The sequence below is a fragment of the Streptomyces sp. x-80 genome, assembly GCF_046549095.1.
Lineage (GTDB): Bacteria > Actinomycetota > Actinomycetes > Streptomycetales > Streptomycetaceae > Streptomyces > Streptomyces celluloflavus.
Map to the genome: position 1 here is coordinate 234,799 of NZ_JAJPWM010000013.1, position 15,485 is coordinate 250,283.

The 15,485-nt window shown below is 72.4% G+C and carries 14 protein-coding genes; 8 read left to right on the plus strand and 6 right to left on the minus strand.

Annotation, left to right across the window (positions count from 1 at the left end):
* The first annotated feature begins 167 nt into the window (after positions 1-167).
* The 3 genes from ACLJWH_RS26140 (at position 168) to ACLJWH_RS26150 (ending at position 1,749) form a co-directional block, all read left to right on the plus strand.
* Positions 168-569 carry an L-rhamnose mutarotase gene (locus tag ACLJWH_RS26140; RefSeq protein ID WP_411144186.1) on the plus strand — a complete coding sequence of 134 codons (402 nt, stop codon included), beginning with the start codon at positions 168-170 and terminating at the stop codon, positions 567-569.
* A 137-nt stretch (positions 570-706) separates the two neighbouring features.
* The gene (locus ACLJWH_RS26145) at positions 707-1,354 is read left to right on the plus strand and encodes a PadR family transcriptional regulator (RefSeq protein WP_411144187.1); all 648 of its coding nucleotides are present in this window, start codon (positions 707-709) and stop codon (positions 1,352-1,354) included.
* Positions 1,318-1,749 (plus strand): hypothetical protein, encoded by a 432-nt coding sequence (locus ACLJWH_RS26150; RefSeq protein ID WP_411144188.1) that lies wholly within the window; start codon positions 1,318-1,320, stop codon positions 1,747-1,749. The genes ACLJWH_RS26145 and ACLJWH_RS26150 overlap by 37 nt, the downstream gene beginning before the upstream one ends.
* 88 nt (positions 1,750-1,837) lie before the next feature.
* Here ACLJWH_RS26150 and ACLJWH_RS26155 read toward each other — a convergent pair whose 3' ends face one another.
* Both ACLJWH_RS26155 and ACLJWH_RS26160 read right to left on the minus strand, forming a co-directional pair.
* The gene (locus tag ACLJWH_RS26155; RefSeq protein ID WP_411144189.1) at positions 1,838-2,692 is read right to left on the minus strand and encodes a siderophore-interacting protein; all 855 of its coding nucleotides are present in this window, start codon (positions 2,690-2,692) and stop codon (positions 1,838-1,840) included.
* A gap of 49 nt (positions 2,693-2,741) precedes the next feature.
* On the minus strand, positions 2,742-3,671 hold the full coding sequence (locus ACLJWH_RS26160; protein WP_411144244.1) for a 5'-3' exonuclease H3TH domain-containing protein: 930 nt from the start codon (positions 3,669-3,671) through the stop codon (positions 2,742-2,744).
* Between the two features lie 227 nt (positions 3,672-3,898).
* On the opposite strand from ACLJWH_RS26160, the gene ACLJWH_RS26165 reads away from it, so the two are divergent.
* The 3 genes from ACLJWH_RS26165 (at position 3,899) to ACLJWH_RS26175 (ending at position 8,567) form a co-directional block, all read left to right on the plus strand.
* Entirely contained in the window at positions 3,899-5,068 is a 1,170-nt protein-coding gene (locus tag ACLJWH_RS26165; RefSeq protein WP_411144190.1) for a quaternary amine ABC transporter ATP-binding protein, read from the plus strand.
* Complete coding sequence (locus ACLJWH_RS26170; protein WP_411144191.1) at positions 5,061-7,673, plus strand: ABC transporter permease/substrate binding protein; 2,613 nt, start codon at positions 5,061-5,063, stop codon at positions 7,671-7,673. The genes ACLJWH_RS26165 and ACLJWH_RS26170 overlap by 8 nt, the downstream gene beginning before the upstream one ends.
* 144 nt (positions 7,674-7,817) lie before the next feature.
* Positions 7,818-8,567 carry a helical backbone metal receptor gene (locus tag ACLJWH_RS26175; protein WP_411144192.1) on the plus strand — a complete coding sequence of 250 codons (750 nt, stop codon included), beginning with the start codon at positions 7,818-7,820 and terminating at the stop codon, positions 8,565-8,567.
* A 52-nt stretch (positions 8,568-8,619) separates the two neighbouring features.
* Here the strand turns inward: ACLJWH_RS26175 and ACLJWH_RS26180 are convergent, their stop codons facing one another.
* Complete coding sequence (locus ACLJWH_RS26180) at positions 8,620-9,774, minus strand: TDT family transporter (protein ID WP_411144193.1); 1,155 nt, start codon at positions 9,772-9,774, stop codon at positions 8,620-8,622.
* A 156-nt stretch (positions 9,775-9,930) separates the two neighbouring features.
* Between ACLJWH_RS26180 and ACLJWH_RS26185 the strand changes: the two genes are divergently transcribed.
* A complete protein-coding gene (locus ACLJWH_RS26185) occupies positions 9,931-10,875 on the plus strand; it encodes a LysR family transcriptional regulator (protein WP_411144194.1) in 945 nt (314 codons plus the stop codon).
* A 92-nt stretch (positions 10,876-10,967) separates the two neighbouring features.
* On the opposite strand, the gene ACLJWH_RS26190 is transcribed toward ACLJWH_RS26185, so the two are convergent.
* From ACLJWH_RS26190 to ACLJWH_RS26200, 3 genes are all read right to left on the minus strand, one after another.
* A complete protein-coding gene (locus tag ACLJWH_RS26190; RefSeq protein WP_411144195.1) occupies positions 10,968-11,669 on the minus strand; it encodes a gamma-glutamyl-gamma-aminobutyrate hydrolase family protein in 702 nt (233 codons plus the stop codon).
* A gap of 69 nt (positions 11,670-11,738) precedes the next feature.
* Positions 11,739-13,211, minus strand: coding sequence for an ethanolamine permease (eat, locus tag ACLJWH_RS26195; protein WP_411144196.1), 1,473 nt, complete (start codon positions 13,209-13,211; stop codon positions 11,739-11,741).
* Positions 13,212-13,312: 101 nt separating this feature from the next.
* Positions 13,313-14,044, minus strand: a complete 732-nt coding sequence (locus ACLJWH_RS26200) for a FadR/GntR family transcriptional regulator (protein WP_411144197.1) — start codon at positions 14,042-14,044, stop codon at positions 13,313-13,315.
* Between the two features lie 73 nt (positions 14,045-14,117).
* Between ACLJWH_RS26200 and ACLJWH_RS26205 the strand changes: the two genes are divergently transcribed.
* The gene (locus ACLJWH_RS26205) at positions 14,118-15,485 is read left to right on the plus strand and encodes a glutamine synthetase family protein (protein ID WP_411144198.1); all 1,368 of its coding nucleotides are present in this window, start codon (positions 14,118-14,120) and stop codon (positions 15,483-15,485) included.

A 15,485-nucleotide genomic window follows, 5' to 3' on the forward strand; every position in this document is an offset into this window, starting at 1 on the left:
GGGGCGGACGGCCCACTTCGCGGCGCAGCGGGGGAGCGGATGGGGCGGGGCGGGCGCATGGTGGAGGACGCGTCCCACGGTGGGTCGGGGGCGGCGGGGCCGCGACGGGCGGCCGGGCGCCGGCCGTGGGCGCGGCCGACCGGGTATCCCCCCTTGGGAAGGACGCTATGAGTGCACGCAGAACAATTCCGGCCACCGCCGCGGGGACGGGTACGGGCGAGGCGGCCGGCCGGGCCGCAGCGCCGGTGCGGCGCTTCGGGAAGGTCATCAGGCTGCGGCCCGAGCACCGGGAGGAATATCTGCGGCTGCACGCGGATGTCTGGCCCGCCGTACTGGCGACGATCACCGCCTGCGGGCTCCGCAACTACTCGATCTTCCTCCAGGGCGATCTGCTCTTCTCGTACGCCGAGTACGTCGGCGACGACTACGCCGCCGATATGGCGCGGATGGCCGCCGATCCGGTGACCCGGGAGTGGTGGCGGCTCACCGACCCCTGCCAGCAGCAGACCGAGGGAGCGGTGGCGGGGGAGTGGTGGACGCCGATGCGAGAGGTCTTCCACCACGACTGAGCCCTCGGCGCGGCCGGGGCGGGGCGTGGTCCGAGGGTGCGCGAGCGAGCCCGGCAATACGCGTTATATCGCGTATTATCCTCGCTTCCGATGTCGAGATATATTCGTGAGCGGATATGCGGGAGGGGGTGAGGGTCATGAGTGCGAGGCGGCGGAAGCTGAGCAATCCCCTGGCGCTGGCGGTGATGGCGCTGCTCGGCGAGCGGGCGATGCATCCGTACGAGATCGCCCGGTTGCTGCGGCTCCGCGGCAAGGACGAGACCATCAAGATCAATTACGGGTCTCTCTACACCGTCGTCCAGAGCCTGGAGAGGCACGGGTTCGTGGAGCCCGTCGGCACCCAGCGCGAGGGGCGCCGCCCCGAGCGCACGCTCTACGGGCTCACCTCGTCCGGCCGGAAGGAGCTGCACGACTGGCTCGCCGACATGGTGTCCGTCCCCGCCAGGGAGTTCCCGGCGTTCGCCGCGGCGCTCTCGATGCTGCTGGTGCTGCCGCTCGACGAGGCGTGTGAACTGCTCGACGAGCGGGTCGGCCGGCTGACGTCGCAGTGCGACGCGGCCCGCGACGCACTGACCGGCTTCGCCGACAAGGTGCCGCGCATCGTGCTGATCGAGTCGGAGTACCAACTCCACATGACGCGGGCCGAGATCGCCTGGATCCGCGCCTTCCGCGAGGAACTGGCGCAGGGCTCCGTCAGCGGCGTCGCGGAGTGGCGCGAGCGGGGCGAGACCGGGGAGATCCCCGAGGCGTGGCGCGCACTGGAGGGCGGTCCGGCGGAGGGCTGACCGAAGATGGCTCCGGAGGCGCGGCACGCGGTCCTGGAGCTGCGCCGCACCGCGGCCGGCACATCAGGCCGGCGCACCCGTCCGTCGAGGCCGTCGCGGTCGCGCCGGCCGCCTTCCGGGACGTCGGGCACGGCGAGTTCGAGGAGGTGCTGGACGCCTGCGCCGAGGCGTGCGAGCGGATCGCCGCCGCCGATCCGGCGTTCGTGGGGCGCCATGCGGAGGTCGACGGGATCGTGGCGAGCGTCGTCATCGGGACCGTACCGGGGGACGCGGTGCTGACGGCGATGCGCCGGCTCGCGCAGGTGGACGCGTCGGCCCGCCGGTACGGCGAGCGGGGCCGGGGAAGCGGGCGAGGGCGCCCGGGGGTGTCCGGCGGACCGGACACGCCCTCCTGACGGGCGCCCTCGGGGCGTACCGCGCCGGTGCAGGCGTGCACCGGCGGTGCGGCCGAGGCGTGGCGCGGCCGCCGGTGGTGCGGGTGGGTCAGGAGGCGGCGGCCGCGGGCTCCTGCTCCGCCTCGACCTGCCGGTTCCAGTCGCGCTTGGACGCCTGCCAGCCGTCCTCGTCGTGGCCGCGGCGCCAGTAGCCGGAGATCGACAGGGCCTCGCGCGGGATCTCCCGCTCGACCCGCAGCAGCCGCCGCAGCTCCTTCACGAAGCCCGCCTCGCCGTGCACGAACGCCTGTACCTGGCCGGGCGGGAACTCCAGCGCCCGTACGGCGGCGACCAGTTCCCGGCCGACCGGTGCGCCGTCGCGGTGCAGCCAGGTGATCTCGGCGCCGGCCGGTGCGTCCAGCTCCTGCCGCTCCGCGGCGTCCGCGACCTCGATGAAGGCGTGCACCGGCGTGCCCGCCGGTATCCGCGCGAGGGAGGCCGCGATGGCCGGCAGCGCGCTCTCGTCGCCCGCCAGCAGATGCCAGTCGGCGTCCGCCCGCGGTGCGTACCCGCCGCCGGGGCCCAGCAGCAGCGCCTCCGCGCCCGGCCGCACCGTGGCCGCCCACGGCCCGGCCAGTCCCTCGTCGCCGTGCACCACGAAGTCGACGGCCAGCTCGCCGGTCTCCGGGTCCCAGGACCGCACGGTGTACGTACGGGTGCTGGGCCACTGGTCGCGCGGGAAGCCGGCGCGGATCTGCGCGATGTCGAACGGCTCGGGGTAGGTCACCCCGGGCAGCGGGAAGACCAGCTTGACGTAGTGGTCGGAGTACTCGCCCGCCACGAACTCCGCCAGTCCCGCACCGCCCAGCACCACCCGCACCATGTGCGGGGTGAGCCGCTCGGTGCGCACGACCTCGGCGCGGTGCAGTACGGGCTTCTGGCGGGCTGGACGCTCTGCTGCCACGGCGGTCTCCCTGACGCGATGAATGGTTAGGTTTACCTAACCTAACAGTTCACCCGTGGAGGGTGGAGAGCAACCGCTGCAAAGATCCGCCCAAGCCCCACCGCGCGGCGAGCGCTGCCAGGCGCTCGGGGTCGGCGGGCCCGGCCGGCAGCGCGTGATCGATGTCCGGAACCGGAACGTCGGTGGCCACCCGTACGACCGTCGGGGCGACATCGAGGTAGGGGCCCGCCTCGGTCAGCCGCTTGCGCTGCGACGGGGTCAGCTTCGAGGCCGGATCGCCGGCGGCGGCCCGGATGCCCGCCAGGTCGCCGTACGCGGCCAGCAGCTTGGCGGCGGTCTTCTCGCCGATGCCCGGCACGCCCGGCAGGCCGTCGCTGGGGTCGCCGCGCAGCAGCGCCAGATCGGCGTAGCCGGGCCCGTCCACGCCGTACCTCTCGCGCAGCCACGCCTCGTCGGTGATCTGGAGCGTGCCGACGCCCTTGAGCGGATACAGGACGCGGATGCCGCGCCGGTCGTCGACGAGCTGGAAGAGGTCGCGGTCGCCGGTGACGATGTCCACCGGTCCGTCCGCCCGGCCGGTCAGGGTGCCGATGACGTCGTCCGCCTCGTAGCCCGCGGACCCGATACGCGCGATGCCGAGCGCGTCGAGGACCTCCTCGATCACCGGGACCTGCGGCGCGAGGGTGTCCGGGATCTCCTCCGCCGGTTTCGCGGGCTCGGCCGGGTCCGCGGCGCCCCCGGGGGACTCCTCGGCGACCCGGTGCGCCTTGTACGTGGGGATCAGCTCGACCCGCCACTGGGGGCGCCAGTCGGCGTCCATGCAGGCGACCAGGTCATCGGGGTGGTGGTCCTGGACGAGCCGGGCGATGAAGTCCAGCAGGCCGCGCACCGCGTTGACGGGTGTGCCGTCCGGGGCCCGGACCGAGTCCGGCACCCCGAAATAGGCGCGGAAGTACAAGGAGGCGGTGTCGAGGAGCATCAGGCGTCGAGTCACCTACCGCATGATGCCGTACGGCTCAAGCGTCCCATGGATGTGAACTGGATCACTGTTCGGTTTGAGGTGGGGCGGGCCGGGCAGGCGCGCATCCGGAGTGGACCCGGCGGATTATCAATATTTCCACTGGTATAGGCGGGCGGAACCCGCACCGCTCCACGACCTGCCTACGGGGGTGGCAGGTCGTTTCTCGTGCGACAAGAGAGGTGTATGTGTCCAGGCTGCAAGCCGAACACCTGTACAAAGTGTTCGGCAGACGACCCGAGGACGCGGTACGCAAGCTCGAAGCCGGCGCCAGCCGCGACGAGCTGCGGTCCGAAGGCACGACCGCCGCGGTGATCGACGCGTCGATCGAGGTGGACGAGGGCCAGATATTCGTCGTCATGGGTCTGTCCGGATCCGGTAAGTCCACGCTGTTGCGTACGCTCAACGGGCTGCTGGAGCCGACTGCCGGGACCGTCCGCTTCGACGGCCAGGATCTGACCTCGCTCAGCGACAAGGAGCTGCGCAAGGTCCGCTCCCAGAAGATATCCATGGTCTTCCAGCACTTCGCGCTCTTCCCGCACCGCAGCGTGCTGGAGAACGCCGGCTACGGGCTCGAAGTACAGGGCGTACCGCGGGCCGAACGCGAGCGGCGCGCCACCGAGGCGCTGGAGCTCACCGGCCTCAAGGGCTGGGAGAAGTCCTGGCCCGACGAGCTCTCCGGCGGGATGCAGCAGCGCGTGGGCCTGGCCCGTGCGCTGGCCACCGACGCCGATCTGCTGCTGATGGACGAGTCCTTCAGCGCCCTCGACCCGCTGATCCGCCGCGATATGCAGGACCAGCTGCTGGAGCTCCAGAAGACCCTGAAGAAGACCATCGTCTTCATCACCCACGACCTCAACGAGGCGATGCGCCTCGGCGACCGGATCGCCGTCATGCGCGACGGCCGGATCGTGCAGATCGGCAGTGCCGAGGACATCCTCGTCACCCCGGCCAACGACTATGTCGCGTCCTTCACCCAGGACGTGGACCGCACCCGGGTGCTCACCGCCGGCGCGATCATGGCCGACACCGACACCGTGCTCGGCACCACCACCGCGCAGGGGAAGAAGATCGGCACCGCCGAGGAGTTCCTCGCCGCCGCGCCCGCCACGGCCCGCGTCGACACCCCCATCGCCGAGCTGTTCACCCCCTGCTCGACCAGCACCGTCCCGGTCGCCGTCACCGACGAGCAGGGCGAGGTCATCGGCGCCGTACCGGCCGGCCGGCTGCTCGCCGTCCTCGGCGAGCCCAAGAAACAAGAACCGCCTGCCCCACCCGCCCCCGCCGCGAAGGCCCCGGAAAACGGGCACCCGTCCACGGACCGCGACCCCGAGGGCAAGGTGATCGCCGGTGCCTAGGATCCAGATAGGCAGCTGGGTCAGCGGCCTCGTCGACTGGCTGCGGGACAACGTCGCCTGGCTCTTCGACTTCATCACGCATGTCCTGAACGGGTTCTACAACGCGGTCCACGTGGTCCTGGCCGGCCCCGAACCGCTCGTCCTCGCCGGCATCCTCGCGATCCTCGCCTGGTGGCTGCGCGGTCTGCCGGCCGCCCTGCTGACGTTCCTCGGCTTCGCGCTGATCGATTCGATCGAGCAGTGGAACGAGACGGTGTCGTCGCTGTCGCTGGTGCTGGTGGCCTGCATCATCACGGTCGCCGTCGCCATCCCGCTCGGCATCCTGGCGGCCCGCAGCCGCGCGGTGGGCGGGGTGCTGCGCCCGGTGCTGGACCTGATGCAGACGATGCCCGCGATGGTCTACCTGATCCCCGGCATCCTCTTCTTCGGCCTCGGCGTCGTCCCGGGCATCGTGGCGACCATCGTCTTCTCCATGCCGCCCGCGGTCCGCATGACCGAGCTGGGCATCCGGCAGGTCGACGAGGAACTCGTCGAGGCGGCCGAGGCGTTCGGCACCCCGCCGCGGCGCACGCTCTTCCGCGTCCAGCTGCCGCTCGCGCTGCCCACGATCATGGCCGGTATCAACCAGGTCATCATGCTGGCGCTGTCCATGGTCGTCATCGCCGGCATGGTCGGCGGCGGCGGTCTGGGCGGTTCCGTCTACAACTCGCTCAGCTCCGTGGACGTGAAGCTGGGCGCCGAGGCGGGTCTGTCGGTCGTCATCCTCGCCGTGTACCTGGACCGGATGACCGGTGCGCTCAACCAGCGCGTCTCCCCGCTCGGCCGGCGCGCGCTCGCCAAGGCGCAGGCGGCGCTCGGCGGGATGAAGTTCCTCTACTGGAAGCCCGCCACCTCCCTCGCCACCGTCGGTGTGGTCGTGCTCGCGCTGGTCGCCGGCGGGATGAGCGTCTTCGGCAAGGACGGCGCGGGCAAGGGCGCCGCGGCCAGCGACGGCGGCGGCCGCTCGATCAGCCTCGGCTACGTCAACTGGGACGAGGGCCGGGCCACCACGTTCCTGTGGAAGGAAATCCTCGAACAGCGCGGCTTCAAGCCCAAGGTCCAGGCCCTGGACGCCGGTCCGCTCTTCGCCGGTCAGGCCCGTGGGGACATCGACGTGCAGTCCAACGCCTGGCTGCCGACGACCCACGCCGAGTACTGGAAGAAGTACCAGGACAAGCTGGAGGACCTGGGCACCTGGTACGACAAGACCTCCCTGGAGATCGCGGTCCCGTCCTACATGAAGGACATCAAGACCCTGGACGACCTCAAGGGCAAGGGCGCCGAGTTCGGCGGCCGGATCACCGGCATCGAGCCGGGCGCCGGCGAGATGAAGATCCTCAAGGACAAGGTCCTCAAGGCGTACGGCCTGGAGGACGAGTACAAGGTCCAGGAGTCCAGCACCTCGTCGATGCTCACCGAGCTGGACCGCGCCATCCACGACAAGAAGCCGATCGCCGTCACGCTCTGGTCCCCGCACTGGGCGTACAACAAGTACGAGCTCACCAAGCTCAAGGACCCCAAGGGTGCCTTCGGCTCCGGTGACAGCCTGCACATGCTGGGCCGCAAGGGTTTCTCGAAGGACGAGCCCGAGGTCGCCGGGTGGATGAAGAACTTCCACCTGGACGAGGAGCAGCTCACCAGCCTGGAGAACGAGGTCACCAAGGCCGGCGTGGGCCATGAGCAGGACGGTGTGCGCGCCTGGCTCAAGAAGAACCCGGGCCTGGTCGACAAGCTGGCCCCGTCCGCGCACGCCGACTACGCCAAGGGCAAGGACGCGGGCAAGGCCCCCAACATGGGCTACCCCGCGTGGGACGAGGGCATCGCCACCACGTACCTGTGGAAGAACGTCCTGGAGAAGCGCGGCTACAAGCCGAACATCCGCAACCTCGACGTCGGCCCGATGTGGACCGGCCTGTCCACGGGGCAGATCGACGTCGAGACCGACGGCTGGCTGCCGGTCGCGCAGAAGCAGTACTGGGACAAGTACCGGAACGATCTCGTCGACGTCGGGGCCTGGTACGACAAGACCTCCCTGGAGATCGCGGTGCCCTCGTACGTCAAGGGCGTGAAGACCCTCGACGATCTGCGGGAGCACAAGGACGAGTTCAAGGGCAAGATCATCGGGATCGAGCCGGGCACCGGCCAGATGAAGCGCCTCAAGGAGGTCGTCGCGCCCGAGTACGGCCTGACGGACTTCGACGTCACCGAGGCCGGCACCAGCGCCATGCTCGCCGAGCTGGAGCGGGCCTACGCCAAGAAGGAGCCGGTCGCGGTCGTCCTGTGGTCCCCGCACTGGGCGTACAGCAAGTACGACCTCACCAAGCTCGCGGACCCCAAGGGCACCTGGGGCGCCAACAACCAGATCAAGACCATCGCCAACAAGTCGTTCCCGGAGAAGTTCCCGGAGTTCAACGGCTGGCTGAAGAACTGGAAGATGAGCCCCGAGGAGCTCGGCAGCCTGGAGCAGGCCATCCAGGACGCCGGCAAGGGCCATGAGGACCAGGGCGTCGAGAAGTGGATCGACGCCCACCCGGGCATCGTCGACAAGATGGCCCCGGTGAAGTAACCCGCACCGGACCACCGGCGCAGACGCGGCGAGCCCCGCCCCGGCCCCGAGCCGGCGGCGGGGCTCGCCGTATCCGTCCCCGCACCTTCGTCGCCGCACCTACGGTCCGGCCCGCCGCGGTACCCGCCCGCGTACGGTGGGCGGATGACTCCTCGCCGTGCCGTCCGACGTGTGGTGTCCCTGGTGCCCTCCCTCACCGAAGCTGTGGCGGCGGGCGCCCCCGAGCTGCTGGTCGGCGCCACCGACTGGTGCAGCCACCCCGCCGGACTCGACGTGACCCGTATCGGCGGCACCAAGAACCCCGACACCGCCCGGATCGCCGCCCTCGCACCCGACCTCGTGATCGCCAACGAGGAGGAGAACCGCCCCCAGGACCTCGACGCGCTGCGGGCCGCGGGGCTGGACGTGCTGGTCACCGAGGTCCGCACCCTCGACCAGGCGCTGGTCGAGCTGGCCCGGGTACTGCACAGCTGCGGGCTGCCCCGCCCCGACTGGCTGGCCGCCGCCGCGGCCGCCTGGCGGGACCTGCCGGCCCGCCCGGCGGAGCTGACCGCCGTGGTGCCCGTCTGGCGGCGGCCGTGGATGGTGCTGGGCCGGGACACCTTCGCCGGTGACCTCCTCGCCCGCCTCGGCGTACGCAACCGCTACGCCGGGCACGCCGACCGCTATCCGCGCATCCCGCTCGGGGAACTGCGCGCCTGCGGCGCCGGTCTCGTCGTCCTCCCGGACGAGCCGTACCGCTTCACCGCCGAGGACGGCCCCGAGGCGTTCCCCGGGCTGCCCGCCGCGCTGGTCAGCGGCCGCCATCTCACCTGGTACGGACCGTCGTTGACACGGGCACCGGGCGTGCTGGCGGCGGCGGTGGACGCGGCGCTGAACACGACGGCGGGCTGAGGCGGCCGTCCGGCCCTGCCTCAGCCCGCCGTGACCGGACGGTCTCGCCCGGTTACACCGCAGCCGGCTGCGGCTGCGGCTTCGCCGGCGGGGCGAGGAGCCGGCCGCTGGCCAGCCCCATCGCGGTGCGCGTACCGGCCACCACGACCGCCGTCACCAGCAGCAGGAACAGGGCGACCGCGAGCCAGGTGAACGCCTCCAGACCGGTGTGCCGGGCGAGGCCCGCGGCGCCGGTGACACAGGTGCCGACGGGGAAGGTGAAGCCCCACCAGGTCATCGCGAAGGTCATCCCACCGCGGAACGCGCGTATCACCATGGCCGCCGCGATCGCCAGCCACAGCAGCGCGAAGCCCATCACCGGCACGCCGTACAGCACCGCGAACGCTCCCATCGCGTGCGCGTACGAGGCGTCGACCGTCCCGGGGGCGGCGTCGGCGAGGTTGTTGACCGCGGTGGTGGACTGGCCCAGCGGGCCGAGGACGAGAAACAGCGTCGGCGTCAGGGCGAGCGGCAGCGGGCCGTGGTGGATCAGCCGGGCGAGGATGACCGGCAGCATGATGAGCGTGGCCAGCAGCGACATGCCGAACATCGCGTAGCAGGCGAGCAGCATCGCCTCCTGCCACTGGCCGGCCGGCAGATGCGGCACCAGGGCCGGGCCGAGCGCCGCGGAGACCATCGGCGCGACCAGCGGCAGGATCCAGACCGGTGAGGCGGTACCGGTCTCGATCCGGTGCCGGGTCACCATCAGGTACGGGATCGCCGCGGCGGCCGCGAGTCCGACGAGGGTGCCCAGGATCCACAGCACACTGTCGGCGGCGACGGCGGCACTCTCGCCGATCAGGTCCTTGCCGACGGCGAGGGTGCCGCCGCCGACGGCGAGCAGCGCCATCGACAGGCACCCGTAGAACGGCGCGACCGTCGGATCCAGCAGATGCCCCCTGGCCTGGTCGGTGTGCCGGGCCCAGTGCACGGTCCGGGCGGCCACCAGCGTCAGCAGCATCAGCGCCGACAGCGCCCAGACGACCCGGTACGCCACGCGCAGGCCCGGTATGTCGAGCGGCAGGGTCGCACCGGCGTTGGCGACGATCGCCGTGCCCATCACGGCGGCGTACCAGTTCGGCCCGAGATGGCGGACGGAGGGGACCGCGTCGGGGGTGGCGCCGGGGGCGGTCGTGGACCGGGAAGGTGCTTGCGCGAGTGTTGCCATGGCATCAGCGTCACCCGCCCCGTCCGGCCCCACCAGGGACATCGTGTCTATGAGGACATAAGCTGGAGTTATGTGCAGCGGGGTGGACGGGGGCGTGACGGGCGGCGCGGGGCGCGCCCGGGGGACGACGGCGCGCGGTGGCGAACGGGTGCGGGCATGAGCGGCGCACCGGGGGAGCGGGCACCGGCGAGCGGCGTGCCGCTGGCGCACCGGGTGCCGGATCTCGGCGCGCTGGAGCTGCTGCTCGCGGTCGCCCGGCTCGGCAGCCTGGGACGGGCGGCGCGGGCGACCGGGATCACCCAGCCCGCCGCCAGCAGCCGGATCCGCTCGATGGAGCGGCAGCTGGGCGTCGCGCTGGTGGACCGCTCGCCGCGCGGCTCCCGGCTCACCGACGCCGGCGTCCTGGTCACGGACTGGGCGCGCCGGGTGGTGGAGGCGGCCGAGGCGTTCGACGCGGGCGCGCAGGCGCTGCGCGGGCGCCGGGACTCCCGGCTGCGGGTCGCGGCCAGCATGACCATCGCCGAGTACCTCCTGCCCGGCTGGCTGGTGGCGCTGCGCGCCCAGCGGCCGGGGACCGCCGTCTCGCTCTTCGCGGGCAACTCCAGCGCGGTCGCCGCCCGGCTGCTGGCGGGCGAGGCGGACCTCGGATTCGTCGAGGGGCTCGATGTACCGGCGGGCCTGGACGGCGCGGTCATCGGCCGTGACCGGCTGATCGTCGTCGCGGCGCCGGCCCACCCCTGGTCCCGGCGCCGCCGGGAGCTGACCGCCGCCGAACTCGCCGCGACCCCGCTGATCCTGCGCGAACGCGGCTCCGGCACCCGTCAGGTGCTGGACGCGGCGCTGGCCCGGCACGGTGGCCTGGCGGACCCGCTCCTCGAACTCGCCTCCACCACCGCCGTCAAGGCCGCCGCGGTCAGTGAGGCGGCCCCCTCCGTGCTGAGCGAACTGGCCGTCGGCGAGGAGCTGGCCGCCCGCCGGCTGGTCGAGATCCCGGTCGCCGGCCTCCGCCTGGTCCGTGATCTGCGCGCCGTCTGGCCCACCGGCCAGCGCCCGGCGGGCCCGGCCCGGCATCTGCTGGGGCTGACCCGCGGCGCTGCCTGACGGGCCGGGCACCCCTCCGGGCGACCGGCTCTCGGCGAGGGCGGCCAGGCCCGTCACCCCCCGGTGCTCTGCCCCGCGGCACGGCCGGCCCGTCACCCCGCGGCGCACGCCCGGTCGCGGGCCGCGGCCACCAGGGCGTCCATCACCCGGGTGTCCGTACCGGCCTCCGGATGCCACTGGACGGCCAGCGTGAAACCGCGCGCGGCCGGCAGCTCCAGCGCCTCGACGGTGCCGTCCGCCGCGTACGCCGAGACGCGCAGCCCGCGCCCGAGCCGGTCCACCGCCTGATGGTGGTACGTCGGCACGGAGACCGGTTCGGGCAGGACGGCGCCCAGCAGCGTCCCGGCGACCGGCTCGACGGTGTGCCGGGCGAAGACGCCGGGCGGACCGGCGTGGTCGTCCAGATGCTGGACGAGGGTGCCGCCCAGCGCCACGTTCAGCAGTTGCAGCCCCCGGCAGATGCCCAGCAGTGGTACGCCGCCCGTCAACGCGGCCTCGATCAGGGCCAGTTCCCAGGCGTCCCGGTCCGCGGCGGGCGGCCCGGTCCGGGGGTGCGGCTCGGCGCCGTAGCGGGCCGGTGCCACGTCCGGGCCGCCGGCGATCACCAGCCCGTCCAGGCGGGCCACCGCCGCCGCGGCGGCGGCCGGGTCGTCCGGCGGCAGCAGCGCCGCGAGCCCGCCGGAGCGCTGGACCAGCCGGGGGTACCCGGCGGGCAGCAGGGCGGCGGGCAGCGTCCACACCCCCCAACGGGCCTCTTCCAGATAGGTGCTGATGCCGATGAGCGGCTGGGACATCGGGTCCTCCGGGTCATGCGGGGTGCGGACGTACGGGGTGCGGACGTACGGGCGGCGCTGCCGGGCCGGTCAGTCGCGGGCCAGTTCGGCCTCGGCCGCCGCCAGCGCCGCGAACTCCTCCTCGGGCGCGGCCGCCACCAGGCGGTGCCGCGAGTAGAGGGCGAAGTAGAGCAGGGCGGCGGCGTACACGCCGAGCGCGATGAGGGCGGCGTCCTTGTCGACCAGGAACGTCGCCACCAGCGCGGCGCAGGCGAGCACGAACGCGACGGACGAGGTGAGCACGCCGCCAGGGGTGCGGTAGGGGCGGTGCAGACCGGGCTCGCGGCGGCGCAGCACGATGTGCGAAAGGGACATCAGGGCGTAGGAGATGGTGGCGCCGAAGACCGCGGCGTTGAGCATCCGGGCGCCGTCGCCGGTCGCCGCCGCGAGCCCGAAACCGAGCGCGCCGGGCACCAGCAGGCCGAGGTAGGGGGCCTTGCGGCGGCTGGTCAGGGAGAGGAAGCGGGGCAGATAGCCGGCCCGGGAGAGCGCGAAGAGCTGCCGTGACCCGGCGAAGATGAGCGAGAAGAAGGAGGCCACCAGGCCCGCGAGCCCGGCGTAGTTGACGATCCGGCTGACCGTGGTCGGCTCGCCGTGCGGCTGGAGCGCCTGGACCAGCGGATCGCCGACCGACTGGATCGCGGCCGAGCCCCGGGCGCCGGTCGCGGCGGTGAAGGTGATCAGCGCGAGCAGCAGCAGAATGCCCATCGCGGCGCCCATGGCCTTCGGCAGCACCCGGGCCGGGTCCTTGGTCTCCTCGGCGGCCAGCGGTACGCCCTCGACGCCGAGGAAGAACCACATCCCGAACGGGAACGCCGCCCAGATGCCCAGCACACCGAACGGCAGCCAGGAACTGGCCCCGAAGGCGCCGGACCGGACGGGGATGTCGTTGAGCGCGTCCACCCGGAAACCCGTGAACGCCGCGCACGCGAAGACGAGGATCGCGGCGACGGCCACCGCGGTGACGACCAGGCTGAAGCGCAGCGCCTCGCCCACGCCCCACAGATGGATCCCGATGAAGAGCACGAAGCAGGCGAGCGAGACGGGCCAGCCGGCATGCAGGCCGAACAGGCCCAGCGACTGGACGTAGTCCCCGATGAAGAGGGAGATCGCGGCGGGCGCCAGCACGTACTCGATGAGGATCGCGGTGCCGGTCAGGAAGCCGCCCCAGGTGCCGAGCGCGCGCCGGGCGAAACCGTAGCCGCCGCCCGCGGTCGGCAGGATCGAGGCCAGCTCGGCCAGCGCGAAGACCAGACAGGTGTACATCAGGCCCATCAGGACGGCGGCGATGGCCAGACCGCCGAAGCCGCCGTGCGCCAGGCCGTTGTTCCAGCCCGAGAAGTCGCCGGAGACGACGTAGGCGACGCCCAGGCCGGTCAGCAGCAGCGGTCCCGCGCTGCCGCGGCGCAGTGCCCGCCGCTCCAGATAGGCGGCCTCGGGTGAGGCGGCGCCGCCCGGGGACGAAGGGGACGGTACGGTCTGCGGATCCGTGCTGTCGGCCATGCGCCGCTCCTGCCTCGCCGAGGGGTGTCGGAGTAAAGGTCCAGCGGCATACCTTTGCTGTCCGTACCGCTCCCGCGCAAGACCCGTGCGGAAAACAGTGGCTACGGTGCCGGGGAGGTCAGGAATCCCCGCAGCAGGGCGGCCGTCCCGCAGCAGTGCTCGCGCATCACCTCGCGGGCCCCGTCCGCGTCGCCCGCCAGCACCGCCGCCACCACGGCGCTGTGCTGGGCCTGCGAATGCTCCAGATTGCGCACCAGCAGCGGAATGCAGTCCAGCAGATCGTTCACGCGCGCCCGCACCGCCGCGTACTGGGCCGCCAACGACGGTGAACCGGACAGCTCGGCGAGCGTCAGATGCAGCAGCGTGTCGCGCCTGCGGTAGTCCGGCAGCGGTGCGTCATGGGTCGCCGCCAGGGCCTCGCGCAGCCGGTCGCCCTGCGGGCCGCCGAGCCCGTGCGCCGCGCACAGCCCGGCCGCGCCCACCTCCAGCACCTCCCGGAAGCGCAGGGTGTCCTCGACGTCCACCTTCCCGATCCGGCGCCGCAGCTCGGCCTCGCCCGGATTCTCGGTGCGCACCCGGACGAAGGTGCCGCCGTAGCGTCCGCGCCGGCTCTCCACCAGGCCCTCGTCCTGAAGGACCTTCAGCACCTCGCGCAGCGTCACCCGGCTGATCTGCAAATGGTCCGCCAACTCCCGTTCCGCGGGCAGCCGGTCACCCTGCGGGACCAGGCCCAGCCGGACGATCTGGAGTATCTGCTCCAGCGCCTCCTCGAAACCGTTGCCCGCCCGCACCGGGCGCAGCACCGGCGCCAGCCGGTCCGCCGCACCGTCCATCGGAACCCCTTCCCAAGTAATGGTTCGTGTGCCTACCTTATGACCTCCGGATGCAGTGACAGGAGGCAACACCGTGGCTGACCGCACGCCCCCGCTCTCCGTCGAGGAACTCAGGGTCCTCGTCGACGCCGGGGAGATCGACACTGTCGTCCTCGCCTTCACCGATATGCAAGGCAGGCTCCAGGGCAAGCGGTTCGCGGCCCGCCACTTCCTCGACACCGTCCTGGAACACGGCACCGAGGGCTGCAACTACCTTCTCGCCGTCGACGTGGACCTCAACACCGTCGAGGGCTACGCGATGGCCTCCTGGGAACGCGGCTACGGCGACTTCGCGATGCACGGCGACACCGCCACCCTGCGCCGCACCCCCTGGAACCCCGGCACCGCCCTGATCACCGCCGACCTGGCCTGGCACGACCGCTCCCCGGTCGTCGCCTCCCCGCGCCAGATCCTGCGCCGCCAGCTCGACCGGCTCGCCGCGCACGGCTGGCAGGCGTACGCCGGCACCGAGCTGGAGTTCATCGTCTTCCAGGACACCTACGAGGACGCCTGGTCGCGCGGCTACCGCGGGATGAACCCCGCCAACCAGTACAACGCCGACTACTCCGTCCTGGGCACCGGCCGCGTGGAGCCCCTGCTGCGCCGCATCCGCAACGAGATGGGCGCGGCCGGCCTGACCGTGGAGTCCGCCAAGGGCGAGTGCAACCTCGGCCAGCACGAGATCGTGTTCGTCTACGACGACGCGCTCACCACCTGCGACCAGCACAGCGTCTACAAGACCGGCGCCAAGGAAATCGCCGCCCAGGAGGGCATGTCGCTCACCTTCATGGCGAAGTACGACGAGCGCGAGGGCAACTCCTGCCATATCCACCTCTCGCTGCGCGACGAGGACGGCCGGCCCGTACTGGCCGACGCCGACGGCCCGTACGGCATGTCGGCGACCATGCGGCACTTCCTCGCCGGACAGCTCGCCGCGATGCGCGACTTCACGCTCTGCTACGCCCCGAACATCAACTCCTACAAGCGCTTCCGCCCCGGCTCCTTCGCCCCCACCGCCGTCGCCTGGGGCCCGGACAACCGCACCTGCGCGCTACGGGTGCTCGGCCACGGTCACGCGCACCGCCTGGAGAACCGCCTGCCCGGCGGCGATGTGAACCCCTACCTCGCGGTCGCCGCCATGGTCGCGGCCGGTCTGTACGGGATAGAGAACGAGCTGGAACTCCCCGCGGCGACCACCGGCAACGCCTACCGGGGCGACGCCGCGCACGTCCCGGCCACCCTGCGCGAGGCGGCCGAGCTGTGGGAGCACAGCCCGATCGCCCGCGCCGCGTTCGGCGACGAGGTCGTCGACCACTACCGCCACATGGCCCGCGTCGAACAGGACGCCTACGACGCGGCCGTCACGGACTGGGAGCGTTTCCGCTCCTTCGAGCGCATGTGA